Below are 23,532 nucleotides of genomic sequence, written 5' to 3' on the forward strand. Positions count from 1 at the left end.
TGTGCCGCGCCCCATCTGTCCGGCACCGACCCGGCAAGCGCCCCTGTCCCGTCAGCGTCTCGTTGCGAAGATCAGATGTCCAGTTCCCCGCCTGTTTACCGCGTGAACAGGCCAAAGGGCGCTAGCCTTTTGCACATGGGGCGTTTCGGTGGATTCCTGGCGGGAATCGCGGCGGTTTCGCTGGTGGCGGGCAACGTCTTCGCCGGAGGCGCGGCCGCCGCGACCGGCGACGAGGTGCGGTGCGCGGTCACCTCGGGGCGCGATCTGGAGCGGGCGGCACCCGAACAAGTCGGTTTGGATTCCGCGAAACTGCGGGATGCGCTGACCTTCGCGAACGGCCGAAACCGCTTCAATGTGCAGGTGTTCCGGCACAACTGCCTCATCGGCGAGGGACCGACGAACGACCAGACCGGCAACGTGGCGTGGAATATCTGGAGTGCGACCAAGAGCGTCGTCTCGCTGCTCGCCGGAATCGGGTGGGACCAAGGAAAACTCGATCTCCACGCGCCCATCGACCGCTATCTGCCCGCCGGGCTCGGTGATGCGGAGCACCGGTCGATCACGGTCGAGAATCTGCTCACCGAGACCTCGGGCATGCGGGTCGGCGTGCTGACCGAGGGCGTCACCGGCGTGATCCCGGTCGACCCGGACAGCGCGGTGCAGGCGCTGGGCGTGCCGCTGGACAACCCGCCGGGCACCGTCTTCACCTACAGCCAGCGCAATGTCGATCTCTTGGCCTACGTGCTGGAGCTGGCCGTCGGCGAACCTCTGCAAGATTTCGCGCAGCGCGAACTGTTCGATCCGCTCGGAATTCCTCGCGGGGACTATTACTGGGCTCAGGACCGATCCGGGCACACCTACGGCTACGCGCACTTGATGATCCCGCCGAACGATTTCGCGAAGCTCGGACTCCTGGTGAGCAACGACGGGCACTGGGGAGCGCAGCAGATCGTCTCCCGCGACTACCTGCGCAAGGCGCGCACGCCCTCACCCACGAACGCGTGCTACGGCTACCTGTTCTGGCTCGGTGGCGGTTGCGCCGAAATCGCCGACTTCCTGCCCCACGACGTGTACGCGATGGCCGGCCTCGGCATGCAGAACGTCTTCGTCATACCCAGCCTCGACCTCACCGTGGTGTGGACCGGCGTCTTCGGGAACGTCAGCAGCCAGGGCGTGTCCGGAGTCGTGCAGAACACCCAGGAATTGCCCTACGAGTTCTTCCGCAAAGTGTTCGACGCGTTCTACGACCGGCCGGTACCCGACCCGGGACCGTACGTCGAGCCGCCGCTGCGGCTGGACCCACGCCGTTTCGTCGACACGGACATCCTGATCGCGGTATTCGGCCTCGGTCCCGCCGCCTACCCGGGCTGCAACGTCTTCGCTTGCCTGAGCCACCCGCTGGATCCGCCGTTCGCGGACGTCCCGCCGGGCTGCGCCATCCTGGTCTGCCTGGGACCCGACCCGCGCACCCCGGCCATCCGCTGAACGAGCCGCTACCTGGTCGCGGACAGATCCGTGACCCAGCCGTGCACGTCGTCGGTGCGCAATGCCGCATGGTGGCGTTTGCGCAGCGCCTGGGAGATCGGGCCGGGGACGCCCTCGGCGACCAGGCGGCCGTCCACCTCGACGACCGGCGCGGCACCGGATGATGTACCGGTGACGAACACTTCGTCGGCGATGTACAACTCGGTGAGATCCACGGTGCGTTCCACCACCGGGATGCCGTCCTCCGCCGCCAAGGTGAGAACGGTCCTGCGGTTGATGCCGTCGAGGATGTCGCAGGAGACGTCGGGCGTGATCAACGTGCCGTTGCGGACCAGGAAGATGTTCGCCGCGCTGAGTTCGCAGACGTGCCCGTTGCCGTCGAGGAAGACACAGTCGTCGTAGCCGCTGTCGATCGCGTCCTGCTTGGCCAGCACCGAGTTCACGTACGCGCCGTTGACTTTCGCGCGGGAGGGAATCGCGTTGTCCGGAATGCGCCGCCACGGACTGGATTTCAGGCGCATACCGTCCTGCGGCACGATGGGCACCGCGTCGTAGACGAAGATGCTGACCCGAATGGCGCAGCCCCGCACCCGCGTGCCCGGAATGGACTCGACCACGTGCACCGTCGCACGCACGAAAACGTCCTCACGCGGAGCATTCGCGGCGATCAACTCCACGACGGCCGCACGGAAACGCGCGTAATCCCACTCCTGCGCGAATCGATCGATCCCGATGATCTTGCAGGACTCCTCGAGCCGACGGAAATGGTCGTCCAAACGAAACGCCGTACGCGCTGCCCCATCGACGTGCACCGGGAACACGGTGTAGACGCTGAGTCCGTACAACACCGCCGACGATGCGACGCCCACCGTGGCCGCTTCGGCCGCGACGATCCGGTCGCCGAGATACACGTGAGGATGAGGATTCGCCATCGGCGCAGGCTAACAGCCCCGCCCCGCGCCGAGCGAGGCCTTTTCGGCGCGCATGCCGACATCAGTCGTAATGCTTGCCGACCTTGGCGATCCAGACCGCATCGTCGACGACTCGGTAAACGATGCGGTGCTCCTGCGTGATCCGGCGTGACCAATACCCCGCCAGGTCGTGCTTCAGGGGCTCAGGCTTACCGATGCCGTCGAATGGGTCGGAAAGAATGGCTTGGATCAGCACATTGGCCTTTTTCAGCACGAGACGGTCACGCTGCGACCACGCCGAGTATTCCTCCCACGCGGATTCAGAGAATACGACCTTCATTCGATGAGGTCGCGTTCGACGCCGCCACCGCCCTCGAGTTCTTGGATCGATCGGCGTAGGCGCGCCCCGTCACGCCCGCTCAGCAGCTCCACGGTCGTCATCAGCGAGTCGTAGTCCTCTTTGGACATCAACACCGCGTTCCCCCCTTTCGACACGATCTCGATCGTGTCGTGATCTTCGTTGACCTTCCGGACCAAAGGAAACAGGTTTTTACGCGCCTCGCTCGCAGTAATCGCAGCAGCCATGATTCCTCCAGCCAGTAGTACGACATATGGTACCACCAGCTCGACGGTCGCCCACGAGCTTGGACGCGCAGACAGCGCCGTTCTGCCGAGCGCGAGTTCAGTCCGCGGCCAGGCGGGCGAAGCGGGCGGTGTCCATGTAGTCGCGGAAGAGCACCACTTGGCCGTCGCGGACCCGGACGACGTTGACGGAGGTGCGCCTTCGGGCGCGGCCGGATCCAGGGATGGTCAGGTCGACCTCGTTCTCCACGAGCAGCACTTCGGGATCGGTGGTCTCGTAGACCTGCGGGTGGATCGCGTGCACTTCGATTCCGGACAGGCCCGACCATCGTTGCGCCAGGTGCTCGCGGATCGCTTCGCGGCCCTCCAAGTGGGTCGGGTGGCCGGGGATCGCGAACGGGATTTCGAACACCGCGTCGGGCGCGAGCAGCGCGACGAACGCATCGGGGTCACGGGCCGGTAGCTCACCGAACAACCGCTCGACCAACTCGCGCGGGCTTCGCACGGACGAATCAGCAGCCATCACAAACCTCCAGATAAGCGGAACGCAGGACCCGCTTATTTTCGGAACGAGCGCCCCGTTTGTCAACAGTAGACTCGGTCCTCGTGACCGAACCCGAGCGCCGACCGCTGCGCGCCGACGCTCGCCGTAACCGCGAGCGGGTCCTGGCAGCCGCGCAGGAAGCGTTCGCGGCGGAAGGACTCTCGGTGCCGCTGGACGAGATCGCGCGGCGGGCCGGCGTAGGCGCGGGCACCGTCTACCGACACTTCCCCACCAAGGAAGCGCTGTTCGAGGCGGCGATCGTGGATCGGGTCGACCGGATCATCGCGCTGGCAAGGGAATCGGCCGACGCCGCGGAACCGGTGACCGCGTTCTTCGACTTCCTGGCCCGGCTCGTGGCGGAGGGCAGCGTCAAGCGTGATCTCGCCGATGCCGTAGGCGGGCAGGACGCCCCGGAATATCTCCGGCCGGTGCACGAACTGAATTCGGCCATCGGCACGCTGCTCACCCGCGCGCAGGAGGCGGGCGGCGTGCGCACCGACATCGAGGTCGAGGACCTGATGCGCCTCATCAAGGGCGCCTTCCTCGCCACCCACGGCACCGCCGCTACTCCAGCGCAGCGCGAACGCGCCTTCGCCGTCGTCTTCGACGGACTGCGGGCCCGCTGATCCATCGCCGAAGCGCCTCCCGGCGGCAGGCCGCCCGATCGGCGACCAGGACAGCGCGGATACCAGCGACATGAAGCCGCCAACAGCACCGGCGGCATCATCCACGCTGGGCGCGCTCGCGCGAATGCGGGAAACGACGAACGGGCCGCGGAAAGTCCACGGCCCGTTCGATCGAGAAACGTCTCAGCGGTCGCTGAGGAGTACCTCGGCAATCTGAATGGTGTTGAGCGCAGCGCCCTTTCGCAGGTTGTCGCCGGAGATGAACAGCGCGAGCCCGCGACCGTCCGGCACGCCCGGGTCCTGGCGGATGCGGCCGACGAGCGAATCGTCGACGCCCGCCGCGGCGAGTGGGGTAGGCACGTCGACCAGCTTCACGCCGGGAGCCTTGGCCAGGATCTCCTTGGCGTGCTCGACCGAGAGCGGCTCGGCGAATTCGGCGTTCACCGAGAGCGAGTGGCCGGTGAAGACCGGCACGCGCACGCAGGTGCCGCTCACCGCGAGATCCGGGATGCCGAGGATCTTGCGGCTCTCGTTGCGCAGCTTCTGGTCCTCGTCGGTCTCGCCAGAGCCGTCGTCGACCAGCGAACCGGCCAGCGGAAGCACGTTGAACGCGATCGGCGCGACGTACTTGTTCGGCGCGGGAAAGTCGACGGCGCGGCCGTCGTGGGTCAGCTTCTCGGCGTCATCGATCACCGCGCGGGCCTGGCTCGCCAACTCTTCGACACCGGCCAGCCCGCTGCCGGAGACCGCCTGGTAGCTGGAGACGATCAAGCGGCGCAGACCGGCGATGTCGTGCAGCGGCTTGAGCACCGGCATGGCGGCCATCGTGGTGCAGTTCGGGTTGGCGATGATGCCCTTGACCAGGTTGCGCGCCTGCTCCGGGTTGACCTCGCTGACCACCAGCGGGACCTCGGGATCCTTGCGCCACGCCGAGGAGTTGTCGATCACCGTGACGCCCGCGGCGGCGAAGCGCGGCGCCTGCACGCGGGACATGGTGGCGCCCGCGGAGAACAAGGCGATGTCCAAGCCGGACGGATCGGCGGTCTCGGTGTCCTCGACGACGATCTCGCGGCCGCGCCAGGGCAGCGTCTTACCCGCCGAACGAGCCGAGGCGAAGAACCGCACCTCGTCGGCCGGGAAGTTGCGCTCCTCCAGCAGTTTCCGCATCACGGCGCCGACCTGCCCGGTCGCGCCGACGACTCCTACGCGAATACCCATGACCTATCGCCCCGTTCCCGCGTGGACCACCGCGACCTCGTCGCCGCCCAGGTCGAACGCCCTGTGCAGCATCTTGACCGCCTCGTCCAGCTCGGTGTCCTTGACCAGCACGGAGATCCGGATCTCGGAGGTGGAGATGAGATCGATGTTGACGCCCGCCTTGGCCAGCGCCTCACAGAACGTGGCGGTGACGCCGGGATGGCTCTTCATGCCCGCGCCGACCAGCGACACCTTGCCGATGTGGTCGTCGTAGAGCACCTGGGAGAAACCGATCTCGGACTGGCGCTTGGTCAGCATCTCGACCGCGCGGGCGCCCTCGGTCTTCGGCAGCGTGAAAGTGATGTCGGTCTTGCCCGTCTCGACCTTCGAGATGTTCTGCAGGACCATGTCGATGTTGATCTCCGCGTCGGCCACGGCGCGGAACACCTTGGCGGCGTAGCCCGGTTCGTCCGGCAGGCCGACCACGGTCACCTTGGCCTCGCTGCGGTCGTGCGCGACGCCAGTGAGGATTGCTTGCTCCAAGGGGATGTCCTCCATCGATCCGTAAACGTAGGTGCCCTGCTTGTCGGTGTAGGACGAGCGCACATGCACGGGCACGTTGTAGCGGCGGGCGTATTCGACGCAGCGCAGCATCAGCACCTTGGCCCCGCAGGCCGCCAGTTCCAGCATCTCCTCGTAGGAGACCTGCTCGAGCCGCTGCGCGTCGGGCACGATCCGCGGGTCGGCGGTGAAGACGCCGTCCACGTCGGTGTAGATCTCGCAGACGTCCGCGTCCAGCGCGGCGGCCAGCGCGACCGCCGTGGTGTCGGAGCCACCGCGGCCCAGCGTGGTGACGTCCCTGCTGTCCTGGCTCACGCCCTGGAAGCCTGCGACCAGCACCACGAGGCCCTCGTCCAGTGCGTCGCGGACGCGGCCGGGGGTCACGTCGATGATCTTCGCGTTGCCGTGCGCGCCCGTCGTGATCACGCCCGCCTGCGAGCCGGTGAACGAGCGGGCCTCCGCGCCGAGGGAGTGGATGGCCATGGCGACCAGCGCGTTGGAGATGCGCTCACCCGAGGTGAGCAGCATGTCCATCTCGCGGGCAGGCGGCGACGGCGCCACCTGCTGAGCGAGATCGAGCAGCTCGTCGGTGGTGTCACCCATGGCGGAGCAGACCACCACCACGTCGTGGCCTTGCTTCTTGGTCTCCACGATCCGTTCAGCGACGCGCCGGATCCGCTCGGCGGTCGCTACCGAGGATCCTCCGTACTTCTGAACCACGAGAGCCACGACAGGGTCCTCCAAGATCGACAACAAACTGGTAACAGTCATCCAGGGTACCGGCCGGGGCCAGCGGTTTTGCCGCTACCTACCCGGCTTGTGGAAAAGCACACAGCCGCATCCGATCCCGATCGCGCCGCGCCGGCCGCCGCGGATGGGGGACGATGGGCGCATGAAGAGCACGCTGCTCGAGGTGAGAACGGGCCACAGTGAAGTGGTACAGGACATCACGCCGCAGTGCGCGACATTCGCGCGAGAAGCGGGCGGTGACGGGCTGCTGCACGTCTTCGTGCCGCATGCCACCGCAGGAATCGCGATCATGGAACTCGGCGCGCGCAGCGACGACGATCTGCTGGCCGCGCTGCGTGATCTCCTGCCCGCCGACGACCGGTGGCGGCACGCGCACGGCTCGCGCGGACACGGGCGTTCGCACGTGATGCCCGCCCTCATCCCGCCCTACGCGACCGTTCCGGTACTCGGCGGAAAGCTCGCCCTTGGTACTTGGCAGTCGATCGCGCTGGTCGATCTCAATGTCGACAACCCGGACCGGCAGGTGCGGCTGTCGTTCCTCACCGACGCGAGCTGACCGGGCCCCTCCGGCCGAGGCGACGAATGTCCGGGGCAGACCGCGGCCCGGACAAGCCCAACCCCGGCGTGATGACCCGGCCCGACTCCGCCGGGCCGACGTGTGGCCGCGCGGGCGTGGGCAGCGTCCCGGGGGGACTCCGCCGCAGCGCTTGACACGTAGTACTACAAGCGGAGTTCTTTCAACTGCCGAGCGGTCCGCCGTGGTCACCACGGAGCGGAGCCGGGCACTGATCGAAGCCGCGGTCGACCGCGTGATGAGCGCGGATGACCGTGATCGGATCCCGTGCGCCTTCGCTGAGTGGTTGTGACGCGCAGCACTCCGTTCGATAATGGGGCGATGATCGCACATGTAGGAGATCGACTCTGCGTGCACGGACACGTGGTGGGAGAAGTGGATCACCTGGCCGAGATCATCGAGGTCCGCGGGCCGGACGGGACGCCGCCCTACGTGGTGCGCTTCTCCGACGGTCACGAGTCACTGGTGTATCCAGGGCCCGACGCGATCGTCGAGCCCGCCACGTCGGAATGACCGCCGCGCCGGACCGAGCGCTGGGCGGCCTCGCCCGCGCCCGGCCCGGCGCTCACCGACGGGGAACTGCGCCCGCCTCGCTCAGGCGCTTCGTTTGGCGCGCCGGGCCAGCGCGAAAGCCAGGATGGCCGCGATCAGCACCTTGCCCGCCGTCTCGATGATCGCGTTGACGTCGACGGCCGGATGCCAGGTCAGCCGACCATCGCGCAGCACGTAAGCGCCGACCGGCTTGGCGCCTACACCGAACGCCACGCCTTCGCCGGAGCCGTCCCCGTCGGCGCTGTTCCCGGTACCGCCGCCGCCACCACCGCCACCCCCGACCGAGGCGGCGGGAATGACTATCGCGCCGCCGGATTCGTAGGGGTCGCCGTAAACCCGGCGCACCGTGATCGCGTCGCGCGCCTGCGCCAGCAGTTCGGCGTATTTCATGACATCCTCCCGCCCGTACCGAAGGCGCCGGATACCGGCGCCCATTCGGATCCGATCGTAGGCGCGTGAACCTCGGCCGAGCCCGTCCTTCCGGACGGAAGTTGTTCCGGCGGTTGGCCGATCGCCGATCTCGAGCAGATAACGGCACGTTATCCTGGTAGCCGAGATGTGGTCTGGCACAGTCAGGTTGACGAACCGGACAAATCACGGAGACAATCGGCCGGACTTGTCCATCCGGGTGTCGGAGGTATGCCATGCGCACCAAAACGGATATCCGATTCTTCGTCGACACCGATCCCGGACAGGTCATGGACGCCCTGACCGACGTCGAAGCGCTTCCGGAATGGTCGTCGTCCTACAGCGACGTCCGGGTCGCGACCCGCGACGCACGACGCAGACCCCGGCGGGTCTTCCTCAAGGCGGAGCTGCTCGGCAGCTCGGATTTGCAAGTGCTGGAATATGATTGGACCGACGACCGGTCCTCCTGGATCGTCGCCGACAGCACCAGGGGCGTGCGGGGCGGCGGTTTTTTCGAGGTGACCGACAGCGTCGACGGCACGCACGTCTGGTACCACGTCGAGCTCTATCTGCCCCTCCCGGTTCCCGGATTTCTGCTCAAACGCACTTTCCGCAAGGCCAACGAGGTGGTCGTGGAGTGCTTCATAGATTTCGCCGAGCGGTTCCCCGAAACGGAGACCTATCAACCCGTATAGCGCGGACGGCTGCGCTCTGCGCGAAATCGGCCGCCGGGCGAAGCAGCGGACCGGCGCGGAATCGGCCGGGGTGCGACGATGAGCGCATGATCGGTTCCAAACGGGTGCGGTTCCAGCCGATGGCCGAAGGCGCGTCGGTGACCCAGCTCGAGTTGTTCTTCGACCTGGTGCTCGTCTTCGCGTTCACCATGGTCACCGGCTTGGTCGCGGAGGAGACCAGCGCGAAGAACATGCTGCGAGGGCTGCTGGTGCTCGCGGTGATGTGGTGGCTGTGGATCGCCTATTCCTGGCTCGGCAACGTGGTCCGCGCCGACGAGGGCATCGCGCGGGTCGCGATGTTCGCCGCGATGGGCGGCGCCTTCCTCGCCGCGCTCACCATCCCGGAGGCGTTCCGAGATCTGGCCGGAGGATGGTTCGGTCCGCTGGTCTTCGCCGTCGCGTACCTGATCGTGCGGTTGGTGCATTTCGGGATGTTCTGGCTGGCCAGTTCCGAGGATGCGCAATTGCGCGGCCAGCTGCTGCGCTGGGCGCTCGGGTCGATCACCCTCGGCACCACATTGCTCGTCGTCGCCGCCATGACCACCGGTCGCGTGCAGGTCGCGCTGTGGATAGCCGCGATCGCGGGCGACTACCTCTGGACACTGTTCGCGGGCACCGATTGGCGGTTGAATTCGGCCACCCATTTCGTCGAGCGATACGGGCTGATCATCATCGTCGCGCTCGGTGAATCGATCGTCTCGATCGGTATCGGGGTGGCCGGCCTGCCGATCTCCTGGCCGATCGCGCTCGGCTCGCTGCTCGGCCTCGCCATTTCCGGTCTGCTGTGGTGGGCGTATTTCGACGTCGCGGCCCTGGCGGTGGAGCACGAACTGGTCCACGCCGAGGGCAAGCGGCAGATCAAGATCGCGCAGGCGTCCTACACCTTCTGGCATTTCCCGATGATCGTCGGGATCATCGCGCTGTCGCTGGGGCTGAAGAAGGTCCTGTACTACGTCGGGGATTCCGCACACCACACTTTGACGGACGCGCTGTACGGAATTCCGCTCTACGCCCTCTACGGCGGCGTCGTGCTGTATCTGATCGCGCTGGTGGGTTTCAAGCACTACGCCACGCGCACCGTCACGGCGCCGCGCGTGGTCGCCATCGTGGTGCTGCTGGCGCTCATCCCGTTGGCCTGCGCCTTGCCCGCGCTGGCTTCGCTGGCCCTGCTGTGCGGCGTCATGGTCGCGCTGATCGCTTGGGAGACCGTGCGTTTGGCACAGCCGCGGGACGCGATCAGGCACGCGGTACCTGATTGAGCCGATGCCGCACGCAGTCCTCGTCGGGCGTGGGCCCGTACGCGGACGGCGGCACCCGCACACCGTCGCGAACCGCGTCGCGGATCTGATCGATGTTCTCCCGCAGCACGTCCGCGACGAGTTCGTCGGTGCGCGGATCCTCCAGCACCTGGAACACGATGCGGAACGTGGTGTCGGCGATCAGCCGGATGATCTCGTCGTGGAACGGGATGTAGCGCACCCGTCCCGCCTGCGGGTCCTTCTTGATCAATTCCACGATCATCTCGTCCAGTTCGGCGCGGTTCTCCTCCAGGGCGGCCGCGATGTTGCGGGTGTAGTGGCCGGTGCGCAGCACCTCGGCCACCTCGTCCATCACCGCGATCGTCATCGGACGGCGGATGGTGTCGACGATGGTCGCCACGAACCGGTTCACCACCGCGGCGGTCACCCGGTCGCCGAACACCCGGTCGGCCACCCGGGCCAGCCGGACGCCGATCACCACGACCCGCAACAATCGGAAGCCGCGGAAGAACGGGCTGGTCACCGGGATCATGCCGACGACCTCGTACCAATAGATGAACGGGAAGGTCCACGGCCAGCCCGCGCGGCGCCAGCGCCACAGGAACTCGATCGCGAACACCCCGCACAACGTCCAGTCGACGACCACGACCACGTGGTAGGTGTGCCCGGAGACCGGGAAGAAGGTGATCCAGGCGACCAGCGCCACGGACACGATGGCCAGCGCCAGCATCAGGAAATCGGTCCAGAGCATGGGCGGCTTGCGCGGATAGTCCTGCGGCTCCGGCGCGTCCCGCAGACCGTATCGCTCGACGGAGGAGCTCTCGATACCCGAGCTGGGAGCGGACACTGCGGTTCCCTTCGACGCCGAACGGTGCCGCCGACATTAGTACGCGGAAAGCACGCTCGGCACGGTTGGCGATACCCCCGGGAAAGACGCCGGGCGAACGCTTCGCCCGGCGCAGGCGGATTTCAGCGACCGGTGCGAACGATCGCCTCGATATTGCGTTCGGCCAGCGCGGCGATGGTCAGCGACGGATTGACCGTTCCGGTGCTGCCGGGTATCGCGGCGCCGTCCATCACGTAGAGGCCGGGGTGACCGTGCACCCGGCCGTAGCCGTCGGTGGCGCGCCCGAGCACCGCCCCACCGAGTGGATGCGCGGTGAACAGCGCGTTCGCGTCGTAGCCGAGGGCGCTGTACTCGACGAGGGCGTCCGCGCGTTCGGCGATCCGGTGGTCGACCGCGCGGGCCAGCGCGACCGTCTCGTCCCGGTTCTTGACCGACCAGCTCAGCCCGACTCGGTTCGTGGCCCGGTCGTAACCGAACCGGGTGCGGGTCGAGTCGAGCACCATGCCGAGCGAGGCGAGCGCGCCGGTCTCGAACGGGATGCCGGGGATGTACCAGCTCTCCAGGGTCAGCGGCACGGCGGACTCGTCGAAGATCCGGCTCGCGCTCGGCACGCCTTGCCCCTGACCGGCCAGCGCGCTGGCCCCGCGAGCCAGGACCACGTCACCGTTGGTGCCCCACCCGTCGCCGACGTGTTCGTTCAGGTTCGGTAGCGCGCCGGTGGCCTGCGCACGGACCAGCAGTTCGGAGGTACCGATCGACCCGGCGCCGAGGAAGAGCCGATCACAGGTGAGGGTGCGGGTGGACAACACGTCACCGGTCGGCGACAGCTTCGCCACGGTGACCGCGTAGCGGCCGCCGGATTCCTGCGCGATGGCGTCGACTCGGTGGCCGGGGAAGACTCCGCACCGGCCGGTGCCCTGTGCGTATGCCAGGTAGTTCTGATTCAGGTCGAACTTGGCGCCGTTGGAGTTGCCCAGATTGCTCCTGGCCGCCGTCGCGGAAGCCCTTGACGCGCCGGCTAATTCGGCGCGCAGGATGTCCCAGTTGAAAATCGAGTCGTTGGCCTGGGGTTGATAGCCTGCCTTGCGCACCTGGTCGTCCCAGGCGCGGGAGTGCGCGAACGGCGAGGAGTTGTAGATGTCCGCCGGCATCGGGCTCAGCCGCAACATCTGGCGCACGCGCGGGTAGTAGACGCGCTCCATCTCGCCGTAGTCGACGCCGCCACCGAAGACGTGGTCGAAGAAGCGACGCTCCGGGGCGATCATGGCGCCGCTGAAGATCACCGAACCGCCGCCGACGGCAGCCGCGCGCCAGACGTCGATGCCCGGATACTCGGTGCAGTCCAGCACGCCGCCGAAACTGGCGAAATGCATCGGCACCTTGGTGACGCCGGTGAAGTTGGTGCGGTGCCAGAAGCCGCGACCGTCGGGGAGGTCGTCGCCGGTGAAGATCTCCCGCCACGGGTCGTTCGGCCAGCGCGAACCGCGCTCCAGCACGGTGGTGGCCACCCCGGCCTCGGCCAGGCGCAACGCGGACACCGCGGCGCCGAAGCCCGAGCCGACGACGATCGCGGGCGAGTGCTCCGGCGGGTCGGGAATCGGGGCGAAGATCTCCGGAACCCAAGCGTGGAACAGGGCCTCCCACATCGGATCCGCGGACGCCGCACCGGTCCCCGTCATCGATCCCACAGCACCGAGCAGGGCGGCCGTGCCAGCCGCCTTGAACAAGGCACGTCTACGCACCGGTCACCTTCCATCATCAGGCTTAGCGTGCGCAGATTACCGGTATTCCCGATTTGTGAACAGATATCCGTTTTCGCTATCGCTCGAACGGCAGCTCGTCCGCGCGACAGGTCGCTCCGGGGGCTGGCAGTTGCAAGTCGACGAGATAGCGCTCGCGCAGTTTGCGTGTGCATTCGCCGAGCACAGCGTGCCCGTAGCCGCCTTCGACGACGACCAACCGTGCGTTCACCAGTTCCCGCTGCGCGCGCCGCGCGGCGCTGAGCGGGGTGACCGGGTCGAATCGGTTGTTCACCAGCACGGCTGGGGTGTCCGATCGCAGGATCCACGGCCCGGCGTATCGCTGGGCATACCCCTCGGGCGGCGACGGCCAAGAGGCGCAGGCCTGGTGCAGCCACAGCCAGAGCGGGCCGTAAGTAGAGCTGACACGCGCCAGATCCTTTGCAAGCGAAGGCCATTGGGACGAGTCACGGGGAAAGTTGTTGTCCGCACAGGAGATCGCTGTGAACGAGTCGAGGAAGTCATACGGTTGCGTTGTGGCCGAGAGGATCCGGCCGACCGTGTCGGGATCGCCCGACGGGCCGCGCTCCAGTTCGGCGAGCAGTTGAGCCAGGGCGGGCCAACCCTCGTCCGGGTCGTACAACAACAGCGCATGCGACGACAGCGCCTCGGCGTAGGTGACCGTGCGCGCTCGCTCCCCGGCCCCCACCACCAGCGGCGCGTCGCGAAGACGTTGCAGCACAGCGTCATTGCGAGCGCGAAGGTCAGTGGAGCGGCCGGGATCACCCGCGCCGCCGTCCGGCGCCGCGAAGGCACAGCGCTCCCGGCCCGCGTCCGCGCACAACCGCAGGAATTCATCGAGCACTTCCTCGGTCCCGGCCGCGGTGGTCTCGATGGCGCTGCGCGTGTCGTTGGTGTAGGCGTCCGGGTCGATCATCGACGCCAGGTGCAGGGCGCGCACCCGATCGCCGAACAGCGCGCCGTACATCTGGCCCAGGTAGCTCGCGTAGGAACCGCCTTCATAGGTCAGCTGGGGGTCGCCGACGGCCCGGCGCAGCAGGTCCAGGTCGCGCGCCGCGTCGACGGTGGTCAGGTGCCCGAGCAACGCGCCGCCGTGCGCCGCGCAACCGGCGGCCAGCTCGCGGCTCGCCGCGTCGGCCGCGCGCTCCTGCTCCGGACGCACGGGCGGCAGCGGGGCGCCGGACCAGAACCGCCGCTGCTGCTCGGCGTCCGCGAAACACCGCACCTGCCCGCTGCGGCCGACGCCGCGCTGGTCGAAGGTGACCACGTCGAAGCGGCGCGCGAGTTCGCCGCCTAACAGTTCTCCCTTCGCCGCCCAGCGCAGCCCCGAGCCTCCGGGACCGCCGACGGCGGAGAACAGCGTGCCGATCCGCCGCTGCGGGTCGGCGGCCTGCTGACGCACCACCGCCAGCCCGAGGGTCGGGCCGTCGGGGTGCGCGTAGTCCACCGGAACTTGCGCGGTCGCGCACTGGAATCGGCTCAGCTCCGGCTCCGCGCACCCCGCCCACTCCAGCCGGGGCGTCGGCGCGGCGTCGGCCTGGGCGACCAGGTCCGCGACCGCCGACTCGTGTCGGCTCGGCGGGCCGCCGCAGCCGCTCACCACGGGCAGCAGCGCGGCGAGCGCGGCGACGATGACGATTCTCCAGCTAGGCACGGCATTCATCCTGGGCTCCGTGCCCGGTGGCCGTCGTCACCCTGAGGATTGACATCCGGCTCTAGGACGTCACCAAACGGATCACCGCGATCAGTCCGACCACGACGATGACCGCCCGCAGCAAGGTCGGCGGCATCCGCCTGCCCAACCGCGCGCCGAGTTGCCCGCCGATGATCGAGCCGAGCGCGATCAGCACCACCGCGCGCCAGTCCACGTCCGCAACGGCGATGAAGATCAGCGCGGAGACCGCGTTCACGATCAGGGCGAGCACGTTCTTCGCCCCGTTGAGGCGCTGGATGTCGTCGTGCACGAAAACGCCGAGCAACCCGATCAGCAGCACGCCTTGCGCGGCCCCGAAGTACCCGCCGTAGACACCGGCGGCGTAAACCGCGGCGAGCAGGATGGGCCCCCCGTGCTCCGGCACCGGGGCGCCGTCGTTCTCCCGGCGGCGCTTGACCCAGCTCGCCAGCCGTGGCTGCACGACGACCAGCACCAATGCCACCATGATCAGAATGGGCACGATCGCCTTGAACGCTTGGGCGGGCAGCACCAGCAGCAGCACCGCACCGGTGATGCCGCCGAGCAGCGAGGCGGTGCCCAAGCGCAGCAGCCGCTCGCGCTGCCCCGTCAGTTCGCGGCGGTATCCGTGCACGCCACTGATCGAGCCGGGGACCAGACCGATGGTGTTGGACACATTCGCGGTCACCGGCGGCAGGCCGAACGCGAGCAGAACGGGAAAGGTGATCAGCGTGCCGGAGCCGACGATCGTATTGATGCCGCCCGCCGCGATGCCCGCACCGAAGACGGCCAGTTGCTCCAGCCAGGTCATTGCCAATCCTTCGACGTCCCGTCGGACCCTGGGCCCGTACAAGCGTGGTTCACTGCCGGACCGAACGGTAGCGGGGTCGTCGGATCACCCGACGACGGGACCACCCTTCCCGGCAGTATCTCCGCACGGTAAACTCGCGGACATCATGCAGCGGGCACTTCTTCTCGACCGCCGCGACGGGGTCTGATCGGACCGGCTCCCGTCGCGGGGTTTTGCCGCGCCGGTCGACCAGCCCCATTGGGAAAAACGACATCCTCGGGAGAACCGCCCATGTCCCCTGCTGACGCATTTGTGTCCGGCGCGCGCACCATCACCGCGCCGAGCAGACCAGCCCCCGCCGACCAGCCCGGCTGGAACAAACAGAAGAACTCCTCGATGCCGACGTTCCGTTACCGGCCCTTCGCCGAGGAGGTCGAGCCGATCACGCTGCCCGACCGCACCTGGCCGGACAAGGTCATCGACCGGGCGCCCGGCTGGTGCGCGGTCGACCTGCGCGACGGCAACCAAGCGTTGATCGACCCGATGAGCCCGGCCCGCAAGCGCCGCATGTTCGACCTGCTGGTGCGGATGGGTTACAAGGAGATCGAGGTCGGCTTCCCCTCGGCCAGCCAGACCGATTTCGACTTCGTCCGCGAGATCATCGAGGACGGCGCGATCCCCGACGACGTCACCATTCAGGTGCTCACCCAGTGCCGCCCGGAGCTGATCGAGCGCACGTTCGAAGCCTGCGCGGGCGCGCAGAACGTCATCGTGCACTTCTACAACTCCACCTCGATCCTGCAGCGCAAGGTGGTCTTCCGCGCCGACCGCGACGCGGTCAAGAAGATCGCCACCGACGCCGCCGCGTTGTGCCTGGAGATCGAGCAGCGCTACCCGGACACCAATTGGCGTTACGAGTACAGCCCGGAGTCCTACACCGGCACGGAGCTGGAGTACGCCAAGGATGTCTGCGACGCGGTCTCGGCGATCATCGCCCCGACGCCGGAGAAGCCGCTGATCATCAACCTGCCCGCCACCGTGGAGATGGCGACTCCGAACGTCTACGCCGACTCGATCGAGTGGATGAGCCGCAACTTGGCCCGCCGCGAGGCGATCGTGCTGTCGCTGCACCCGCACAACGACCGCGGCACCGCCGTGGCCGCCGCCGAGCTGGGCTACCAGGCCGGCGCCGACCGGATCGAGGGCTGCCTGTTCGGCAACGGCGAGCGCACCGGCAACGTGTGCCTGGTCACGCTGGGGATGAACCTGTTCTCCCGCGGCGTCGATCCGCAGATCAACTTCTCCGACATCGATGAGGTCCGCCGCACCGTCGAGTACTGCAACCAGTTGCCGGTGCACGAGCGGCACCCGTACGGCGGCGACCTGGTCTACACCGCGTTCTCCGGCAGCCACCAGGACGCCATCAACAAGGGTCTGGACGCGATGAAGACCGCGGCCGACGCCGCCGAGGCGGACGTCGACGACATCGTCTGGGAGGTGCCCTACCTGCCGATCGACCCGAAGGACGTGGGTCGCACCTACGAGGCGGTCATCCGGGTCAACTCGCAGTCCGGCAAGGGCGGCGTCGCCTACATCATGAAGACCGACCACGGGCTGGCGTTGCCGAGGCGGCTGCAGATCGAGTTCTCCCAGGCGATCCAGAAGATCACCGACGGCGAGGGCGGCGAGGTGACGCCCAAGGAGATGTGGGACGTCTTCCACGAGGAGTACCTGAGCCCGATCCGGCCGCTGGAGCGGATGCGCCAGAAGGTCACCGCGTCGGAGACCGACGGCGGGGTCGACTCGATCGTGGCCGTGGTGAAGGTCGACGGCGTCGAGCAGGAGATCACCGGCAAGGGCAACGGACCGCTCGCGGCGTTCGTCGACGCGATCGCCGCCGTCGGTTTCGACGTCGAGGTGCTGGACTACTCCGAGCACGCCATGTCCGCGGGTGACGACGCGCAGGCCGCCGCCTACGTGGAGTGCGCGATCGGCGACAAGGTGGTGTGGGGCGTCGGCATCGCCACCTCGATCACGACCGCGTCGCTGCGCGCGGTGGTGTCGGCGGTGAACCGGGCGCACTGACAGCGCATCTCGGCAAGTACGCGGACGGGCGCCGCGCGGGTTCCACCGCGCGGCGCCCGATCTCGCTGGGACAGACCATTTGTCGCGGGCATTCGACTCCCCAAGCCCGGCATGCCTACCGCGACACGGGGTAGCGAACCCCGTGCTAGCGTTGGATTCGCACTCCAAGCGCCGAGCTCTCTGCTCGAACTCCCGAGCAGATGGGGGAACCGTGACAACAAACGACCACAATCCGACCTCTCCACCCTGGCTGCAGAGTCATTCCGTGGATACGGCCGAAGTCAGCGACGTGGAGTCATCGGCCAAGGACCCGTCGGCCGAGCCGGCCGGCGGCACGGAAGCGAAGGAAACCGACGTGTCGGCCGGGTCGGCCCAGCCGGACGCCCAACCCGAACAGCCCGAGCCGCACGGCTCGACGGAGCAGACCACGGCCTACCCGCAAGCCGCCCCGGTGGCGCAGGCATGGGCTCCCCCGCAGGCCGGACCGGCCGAGCCCTACGGCTCGTACGCCCCGCCGAACGCGGGCGCGTATCCCCCTCCGTCGCCCTTTCCAGGAGAGCCGTTCACTACCGGCACCTTTCAGCCACCGTCGGGCCATAGCGGTAGCCACCCGATAGCCCCGCCTCCGGACGGACCTCATCCCGGTTACGGGGAGTACCGCCAGGAGATCGGCGGCGACGGCCTGACCCGGCATGTGCCCATGGATTCCGCGCAGCCCGAATCTCCTGCGCCGCAACTCGATCAGCCCAGCGGCCCGATCTACAGCTGGGCGCCGCCGCCTCCGCCGGTGACGCACCAGCCTCCGCCGCCCGCCTATCAACCGCCGCCTCCGCCGCCGCTCGGGCAACCGCAGGGGCCGGGCTGGCAAGGCGGGCCGGGTCCGCACCAGTCGGTACCGCCGTTCCAACCGCAGCATGTGCCGCAGCCCGGCCAGCCGGGACATTCGGTGAACGACCTGAATCTGCTCCGGCGCGCCCGCAGGGCGCCGCGCAGCGGCTGGCGTCGTGCGGTGCACAAGGTGTCCGGCGGCATGATCAATCCGGGCGAGTCGGCGGCCGACATCGTCTACCAGGACCTCGCCGACCGGGTGAACCAGCCGGTGCGCGGTGACTACCGGATCGCGATCCTTTCGCTCAAGGGCGGTGTCGGGAAGACGACCACCACGGTCGGTCTCGGCTCCACCTTCGCTTCGCAGCGTGGCGACCGGGTCATCGCGATCGACGCCAACCCCGACCTGGGCACGCTCGCGCACCGGGTGCCGCGGCAGACCCGCTCCACCGTGCGCAACCTGCTCGAAGATCAGCACATCACCAGGTACTCCGACGTGCGGGCGCACACCTCGCAGGCGCCGAGCCGCTTGGAAGTGCTCGCCAGTGAACAGGATCCGGCGGTATCCGAGGCGTTCAGCGAAGCGGACTACCGCAAGGCGATCAGCATTCTGCAGTCGTTCTACAACATCATCCTGACCGACTGCGGCACCGGCTTGATGCACTCGGCGATGGCGGGCGTGCTGGACATGGCGAGCTCGCTGGTGCTGGTCACCTCGCCCGCCATCGACGGCGCGCGCAGCGCGTCGGCCACGCTGGACTGGCTCGACCACCACGGCTACGGCAAGCTGGTGGAACGAACCGTCGTGGTGGTGAACGCTTCCCGGCGCGGCGCGTCCACCGTCGACCTCGACCAACTGCGCAAGCTGTTCCTCGATCGCACCCGCGCGGTGCAGGTCGTGCCGTTCGACGATCACCTCGCCGAGGGCGCGGAAATCGATCTGGAACTGGTGAGCAAGCCGACCCGGCGGGCGCTGCTGGAGCTGGCGGCGATGGTCGCCGACGACTTCGGCTACGTCAGCTCGCAGGCCCAGCATCCCTACCGGCACCAGCCACCGCACGGATTCTGATCGTCGCGCGGAATCATGCTCCTGCGGCGGAACCCTTTCCGTGCGCAGAGTCGGCCGTCGCGAGTGCGGCGGCCGACTCGAACGCCGCGAGCACGGCCGCGATCGCCGGACGGGCCTCGGCCCGGGGCCGGGTGGCCAGTTCGTATATCCGAGCGGCGCGCACGCCGGACAGCCGTAGCACCGCCAGATCAGGGTGGCCGACCGCGTAGCGAGGCATGAGCGCGACACCGTAGCCGGTGGCGACCAGCGTCTCGATGACGCGGAAATCGTTGAGGCGCTGCGCTATACGCGGCTGCACGCCGGTCACGGTGGCGATCGAGCGCAGTACGTCGTCGACGGGAAAACCGCCCCGCACGCTGAGCCAGGTCTCGTCGGCCAGTTCCTCCGGCGCGACGGCCGAACGGCCAGCGAGCCGATGCGTCGGCGCCGCGACCACATCGATCGGCTCGCGCATGAGCACCCGGGTCGCGACGCGCGGGTCGGCGATAGGTGCGGCGCGCTCGTCGCGATGGGTCAGCACCACGTCGTAATCGGCGAGCAGTCGCGCCACTTCCGAGGGCGGCACGTCTTCGTCGCGCGCGATCACCTCGACTCCGCTGTCCACCATGCCGGGCAGCACATGCGGCAGCAGCAACGCACCGCCCGAGGGAAACACCGCGACGCGGACCCGTCCGCGCGGCGAGCCGCGATAGTGCGCCATCTCGGCGACCGCGCGATCCATTGCGGCGAGCACTTCGTCGGCGCGCACCACCAGTGCACGACCCGCGTCGGTGAGCCGCACGCGTCTGCCGTCCGGTTCGAGCAGGGCCACGCCCGCCTCCCGCGCGAGCACCTTGAGCTGCTGGGAAACGGCGGAGGGCGTCATGGACAGTGCTGCCGCCACGGCGGCCACCGTGCCGCGATCGGCCAGCTCACGCAGCACACGCAACCTCTCCAGCGCCATGGGCGGGCCGGCCACGACCGGTGCGGAACCGAAATTCATTAAGTGAAGCTACATCATTGATCCATAATTATTCGATTGTTCTGATCTTTAGCAGACCGCACGATGAAGGCGTGACCAACCGCGACCGCCTGCTCGGCCTGACCGTCGTCCTGCTCTGGGGATTGAATTTCCTCGCCATCCGGGTCGGGCTCGACCACTTCCCCCCGTTCTTCTTCGCGGCGCTGCGCTTCGCCGTGCTCGCGGTGCCCGCGCTGCTTTTCATCCCGCGCCCTCCGGTGCGGATGCGGTGGATCCTTCTGTACGGCACCGGTTTCGGCATCCTGCAGTTCGCGTTCCTGTTCACCGCGATGCGGGTGGGCATGCCGACCGGCCTGGCCTCGCTGGTACTGCAATCCTCGGCGCCGTTCACCGTGCTGCTCGGCACGCTGCTGCTGGGCGAGCGGATCCGCCCGGTGCAGATCGCGGGCATCGCCGTCGCGGTGGCGGGCATGGCGGTGATCGGCTGGGACCGGCTCGCCCACGCCACCCTGCTTCCGGTTCTGCTGACGTTGGCGGGTGGGTTGGGCTGGGCGTTCGGCAATATCGGCGCACGACTGGCCGGTACCGAGACTCCCGGCGTCAACCCGCTGCACCTGATGCTGTGGACCACCGCCATCCCGCCGGTGCCGCTGTTCGCGCTGTCGGCGTTCGCCGAGGGGCCGACCACGGGAGCGCGGGCTTTGGCCGAAGCGTTCACACCGGCGGGCCTGCCCGCTCTGCTGGCGCTCGCCTATATCGCCGTCCTCGCCACTGTGGTCGGCACGGGGTTGTGGACCTATCTGCTCGGTCGCTATCCGGCCGGCCTGGTCGCGCCGTTCTCCCTGCTCGTTCCCATCGTCGGCATCGCCGCGGCGTGGACTTTCCTGGGCGAGACTCCGACCACGTTGTCGCTGATCGGCGGGGTGGTGGTGCTGGCGGGAGCGTTCGCCGCCACGTCGAGCAGGCCACGCGCGACTACGGTGAACGCCCGCATCGAGCCATCGGGAACACCCGCGATGGCAGGTACCGGTCGCCCGGCCTAGCGGGCCGTACCCACGTTCGGTGTGCATTCCGTCACGAAATTCGCATTCCGCACCGGCCGCTGTACGGGGTCGGTGCGAATCGATCGGCTTGCCGCTTTACAGTAGTGCCCGGCGTGGAAGTTGGTCCCTAGGCTAGGCAGCAGAGCGGCGCATGGCAGACAATCAGTGGACCGTATCGCGAAGAGCACTGCTTCGTAACACGGTCGCGGCGGGGGTGGCTACGGCGGGGGCACTGACGGCGGGTGCGCTGAAACCCACGCCTGCCGCAGCGAATCCCGGCGGCAAAAGGGTCGCGGTACTCGGCGGCGGTGTCGCGGGCCTGACCGCGGCACACGAGCTGGCGGAACGCGGTTTCCAGGTCACCATCTACGAGAAACGGGCGTGGGGCGGCAAAGCCCGCAGCGTCGGCGTGCCCGGCACCGGAACGGGTGGACGGCCGGATCTGCCCGGCGAACACGGCTTCCGTTTCTTCCCCGGCTTCTATCAGCACGTGCCGGACACGATGCGCCGAATCCCGTTCCCCGGCAACGCGAACGGCGTGTGGGACAACCTGGTCGCGGTGCCGGAAGCACGATTCGCCCGGCACGGCGGCGACGACTTCCGCGTCCCGCTCGGTCCGCGCGCCCGCGCCGAGTTCTCCCCGGACAGTTTCCGCGAAACGCTCGGCGCGGCGCTGTCGACCGCACTCAAGATGCCTTCCAACGAGGGCGTCTACTTCGCCGAACGCCTGCTGGTCTTCAACACCAGCTGCGACGCCCGCCGCCTCGGCCAATGGGAGCGCACCTCCTGGCACGATTTCGTCGGCGGCCACGCGCGCTCGCACGAGTTCCGCGCGCTGCTGTCGCGCACGCTGACCAGCATCATGGTCGCCGCGAAAGAGAACATCGCGAGCGTGCGCACCATCGGCACGATGGGCGAGCAGTTCCTCGGCAATCCCTTGGGGATCGGCAACGACGGCAGCCTGGACCGGGTACTGAACGGTCCGACCAACGCGGTCTGGATCGAGCCGTGGACGCGGCGGATCCGCGAACTCGGAGCGGATTTCGTGCTCGGCGCCGAGGTGCGCGAGCTGGAGGTGCGCGACCGCAGGATCGTCGCGGCCCGGGTCGTGGACGAGACCGGCGCGCAACGCACGGTCGAGGCCGACTATTTCGTCGTGGCGTTGCCCGCCGAACGCGCGCGCACGCTGTGGTCGCCGCAAGTACTCGAGGTCAGGCCCGATTTGGCCGGGATGGACAACCTGTTCACCGACTGGATGAACGGCATCCAGTTCTATCTGCGCCGACCGGCCGACATCTCGCGCGGTCACACCGCCTACATCGACGCGCCGTGGTCGCTCACCTCGATCAGCCAGAACCAGCTGTGGCGCCGCAAGCTGACCGAGTTCGGCGACGGCGGCGTGCAGGACTGCCTTTCGGTGGACATCTCCGACTGGAACACCCCAGGCATCGTGTTCGGCAAACCCGCCAAGGAGTGCACCCACGAGGAGATCGCTCGGGAGGCGTGGGCCCAGATCAAGGCCCATTTGGACGATCGCGGCGAGGTGCTGCGCGACGCCGACCTGCACTCCTGGTTCCTCGATCCCGGCATCACCTGGCAGGAGGGCGAGCGGCGCAACGCCAACGCCGACCCGCTGCTCATCAACACCGCCGGGTCGTGGGAGTACCGTCCGCAACCGCACGGCGCACTGGAAAACCTCTTCCTGGCAGGCGATTACGTGCGCACCAACGTCGACCTGGCCACCATGGAGGGCGCCAACGAGTCCGCGCGCGCCGCGGTGAACGCCCTGCTGGACGTGGCCGGTTCGAACGCGGAGCGCTGCCGGATGTACACCCTCTACCGCGCCACCGAACTGGAACCGCTGCGCCGCATCGACGCCGACCGCTACGCGGCCGGCCAGCCGAACATGTTCGACATCCCCGCGTGAATCGCGATCGATCCGCGCGGCAGGGTGATAGGTCTGGCGTCAGGGGCGAATTCTGTTCTCCGAGTCATTGCGCTGACCGAATCGAAAGGATAGTCTCTGACCATGCATGGGGAAGAGGGGGAACTCAAAACGCGGGGAAAAATTTGGCGCTGGAACAGCAAGCGCGCGACTGGGATCGTTGAGTCGCTCACCGGAGATCACATCTGGTTCGGATTGGACTCGTTACGTGGGAGGAATTTCGATGACATCTCGATAGGAGACGTCGTCGAGGTCGAGTACGAATTCGCCCAACAAGACTCCCACACCCTGCGCGCAGTAAGAATTGACTGGTTGTAGATCACGCTTTCAACTGAAGTTTTCTTTTGCG

At 68.0% G+C, this 23,532-nt stretch carries 22 protein-coding genes; 10 read left to right on the forward strand and 12 right to left on the reverse strand.

Going from position 1 to position 23,532, the window contains the following annotated elements:
• The first annotated feature begins 135 nt into the window (after positions 1 to 135).
• Positions 136 to 1,485: a serine hydrolase gene (locus ABZW96_RS28455; RefSeq protein WP_355078696.1), complete on the forward strand. Its 1,350-nt coding sequence runs from the start codon at positions 136 to 138 to the stop codon at positions 1,483 to 1,485.
• Between the two features lie 8 nt (positions 1,486 to 1,493).
• Here ABZW96_RS28455 and ABZW96_RS28460 read toward each other — a convergent pair whose 3' ends face one another.
• From ABZW96_RS28460 to ABZW96_RS28475, 4 genes are all read right to left on the reverse strand, one after another.
• Positions 1,494 to 2,417: an aminotransferase class IV gene (locus ABZW96_RS28460; RefSeq protein WP_355078697.1), complete on the reverse strand. Its 924-nt coding sequence runs from the start codon at positions 2,415 to 2,417 to the stop codon at positions 1,494 to 1,496.
• Positions 2,418 to 2,478: 61 nt separating this feature from the next.
• Positions 2,479 to 2,736, reverse strand: a complete 258-nt coding sequence (locus tag ABZW96_RS28465; protein WP_355078698.1) for a Txe/YoeB family addiction module toxin — start codon at positions 2,734 to 2,736, stop codon at positions 2,479 to 2,481.
• Positions 2,733 to 2,981 carry a type II toxin-antitoxin system prevent-host-death family antitoxin gene (locus ABZW96_RS28470; protein ID WP_043718282.1) on the reverse strand — a complete coding sequence of 83 codons (249 nt, stop codon included), beginning with the start codon at positions 2,979 to 2,981 and terminating at the stop codon, positions 2,733 to 2,735. The genes ABZW96_RS28465 and ABZW96_RS28470 overlap by 4 nt, the downstream gene beginning before the upstream one ends.
• Before the next feature lie 97 nt (positions 2,982 to 3,078).
• On the reverse strand, positions 3,079 to 3,501 hold the full coding sequence (locus ABZW96_RS28475) for an SgcJ/EcaC family oxidoreductase (RefSeq protein ID WP_355078699.1): 423 nt from the start codon (positions 3,499 to 3,501) through the stop codon (positions 3,079 to 3,081).
• A gap of 83 nt (positions 3,502 to 3,584) precedes the next feature.
• Between ABZW96_RS28475 and ABZW96_RS28480 the strand changes: the two genes are divergently transcribed.
• Entirely contained in the window at positions 3,585 to 4,148 is a 564-nt protein-coding gene (locus ABZW96_RS28480; protein ID WP_355078700.1) for a helix-turn-helix domain-containing protein, read from the forward strand.
• Between the two features lie 183 nt (positions 4,149 to 4,331).
• Here ABZW96_RS28480 and ABZW96_RS28485 read toward each other — a convergent pair whose 3' ends face one another.
• Entirely contained in the window at positions 4,332 to 5,366 is a 1,035-nt protein-coding gene (locus ABZW96_RS28485; protein WP_355078701.1) for an aspartate-semialdehyde dehydrogenase, read from the reverse strand.
• A gap of 3 nt (positions 5,367 to 5,369) precedes the next feature.
• Positions 5,370 to 6,635 carry an aspartate kinase gene (locus tag ABZW96_RS28490; RefSeq protein ID WP_355078702.1) on the reverse strand — a complete coding sequence of 422 codons (1,266 nt, stop codon included), beginning with the start codon at positions 6,633 to 6,635 and terminating at the stop codon, positions 5,370 to 5,372.
• A gap of 163 nt (positions 6,636 to 6,798) precedes the next feature.
• Here ABZW96_RS28490 and ABZW96_RS28495 point away from each other — a divergent pair, with 163 nt between their 5' ends.
• The gene (locus ABZW96_RS28495) at positions 6,799 to 7,212 is read left to right on the forward strand and encodes a secondary thiamine-phosphate synthase enzyme YjbQ (RefSeq protein ID WP_355078703.1); all 414 of its coding nucleotides are present in this window, start codon (positions 6,799 to 6,801) and stop codon (positions 7,210 to 7,212) included.
• 339 nt (positions 7,213 to 7,551) lie between these two features.
• Positions 7,552 to 7,743, forward strand: coding sequence for a DUF1918 domain-containing protein (locus tag ABZW96_RS28500; RefSeq protein WP_039794508.1), 192 nt, complete (start codon positions 7,552 to 7,554; stop codon positions 7,741 to 7,743).
• A gap of 81 nt (positions 7,744 to 7,824) precedes the next feature.
• Here ABZW96_RS28500 and ABZW96_RS28505 read toward each other — a convergent pair whose 3' ends face one another.
• Positions 7,825 to 8,172, reverse strand: a complete 348-nt coding sequence (locus tag ABZW96_RS28505; RefSeq protein ID WP_355078704.1) for a sporulation protein — start codon at positions 8,170 to 8,172, stop codon at positions 7,825 to 7,827.
• Between the two features lie 254 nt (positions 8,173 to 8,426).
• Between ABZW96_RS28505 and ABZW96_RS28510 the strand changes: the two genes are divergently transcribed.
• Both ABZW96_RS28510 and ABZW96_RS28515 read left to right on the forward strand, forming a co-directional pair.
• A complete protein-coding gene (locus tag ABZW96_RS28510; protein ID WP_355078705.1) occupies positions 8,427 to 8,885 on the forward strand; it encodes an SRPBCC family protein in 459 nt (152 codons plus the stop codon).
• 86 nt (positions 8,886 to 8,971) lie between these two features.
• A complete protein-coding gene (locus tag ABZW96_RS28515; protein ID WP_355078706.1) occupies positions 8,972 to 10,183 on the forward strand; it encodes a low temperature requirement protein A in 1,212 nt (403 codons plus the stop codon).
• On the opposite strand, the gene ABZW96_RS28520 is transcribed toward ABZW96_RS28515, so the two are convergent.
• The 4 genes from ABZW96_RS28520 to ABZW96_RS28535 all read right to left on the reverse strand — a co-directional run bounded on the left by ABZW96_RS28520 (position 10,161) and on the right by ABZW96_RS28535 (position 15,273).
• Positions 10,161 to 11,030: an ion transporter gene (locus ABZW96_RS28520; RefSeq protein ID WP_355078707.1), complete on the reverse strand. Its 870-nt coding sequence runs from the start codon at positions 11,028 to 11,030 to the stop codon at positions 10,161 to 10,163. The genes ABZW96_RS28515 and ABZW96_RS28520 overlap by 23 nt on opposite strands.
• 122 nt (positions 11,031 to 11,152) lie before the next feature.
• Positions 11,153 to 12,772: a GMC oxidoreductase gene (locus ABZW96_RS28525; protein ID WP_355078708.1), complete on the reverse strand. Its 1,620-nt coding sequence runs from the start codon at positions 12,770 to 12,772 to the stop codon at positions 11,153 to 11,155.
• Between the two features lie 76 nt (positions 12,773 to 12,848).
• Positions 12,849 to 14,444: an alpha/beta hydrolase gene (locus tag ABZW96_RS28530; protein ID WP_355078709.1), complete on the reverse strand. Its 1,596-nt coding sequence runs from the start codon at positions 14,442 to 14,444 to the stop codon at positions 12,849 to 12,851.
• A 61-nt stretch (positions 14,445 to 14,505) separates the two neighbouring features.
• Positions 14,506 to 15,273 carry a sulfite exporter TauE/SafE family protein gene (locus tag ABZW96_RS28535; protein WP_355078710.1) on the reverse strand — a complete coding sequence of 256 codons (768 nt, stop codon included), beginning with the start codon at positions 15,271 to 15,273 and terminating at the stop codon, positions 14,506 to 14,508.
• 270 nt (positions 15,274 to 15,543) lie between these two features.
• Between ABZW96_RS28535 and leuA the strand changes: the two genes are divergently transcribed.
• Entirely contained in the window at positions 15,544 to 17,337 is a 1,794-nt protein-coding gene (gene leuA / locus ABZW96_RS28540) for a 2-isopropylmalate synthase (protein ID WP_355078711.1), read from the forward strand.
• A gap of 265 nt (positions 17,338 to 17,602) precedes the next feature.
• Entirely contained in the window at positions 17,603 to 19,234 is a 1,632-nt protein-coding gene (locus tag ABZW96_RS28545; protein ID WP_355078712.1) for an AAA family ATPase, read from the forward strand.
• Between the two features lie 13 nt (positions 19,235 to 19,247).
• Here the strand turns inward: ABZW96_RS28545 and ABZW96_RS28550 are convergent, their stop codons facing one another.
• Entirely contained in the window at positions 19,248 to 20,177 is a 930-nt protein-coding gene (locus ABZW96_RS28550; protein ID WP_355078738.1) for a LysR family transcriptional regulator, read from the reverse strand.
• 110 nt (positions 20,178 to 20,287) lie between these two features.
• Here ABZW96_RS28550 and ABZW96_RS28555 point away from each other — a divergent pair, with 110 nt between their 5' ends.
• A complete protein-coding gene (locus ABZW96_RS28555; RefSeq protein WP_355078713.1) occupies positions 20,288 to 21,238 on the forward strand; it encodes an EamA family transporter in 951 nt (316 codons plus the stop codon).
• Positions 21,239 to 21,389: 151 nt separating this feature from the next.
• Positions 21,390 to 23,165: an FAD-dependent oxidoreductase gene (locus tag ABZW96_RS28560; RefSeq protein WP_355078714.1), complete on the forward strand. Its 1,776-nt coding sequence runs from the start codon at positions 21,390 to 21,392 to the stop codon at positions 23,163 to 23,165.
• Positions 23,166 to 23,532 lie beyond the last annotated feature (367 nt).

This window comes from Nocardia sp. NPDC004168 (genome assembly GCF_040610355.1).
Taxonomy (GTDB): domain Bacteria; phylum Actinomycetota; class Actinomycetes; order Mycobacteriales; family Mycobacteriaceae; genus Nocardia; species Nocardia sichangensis.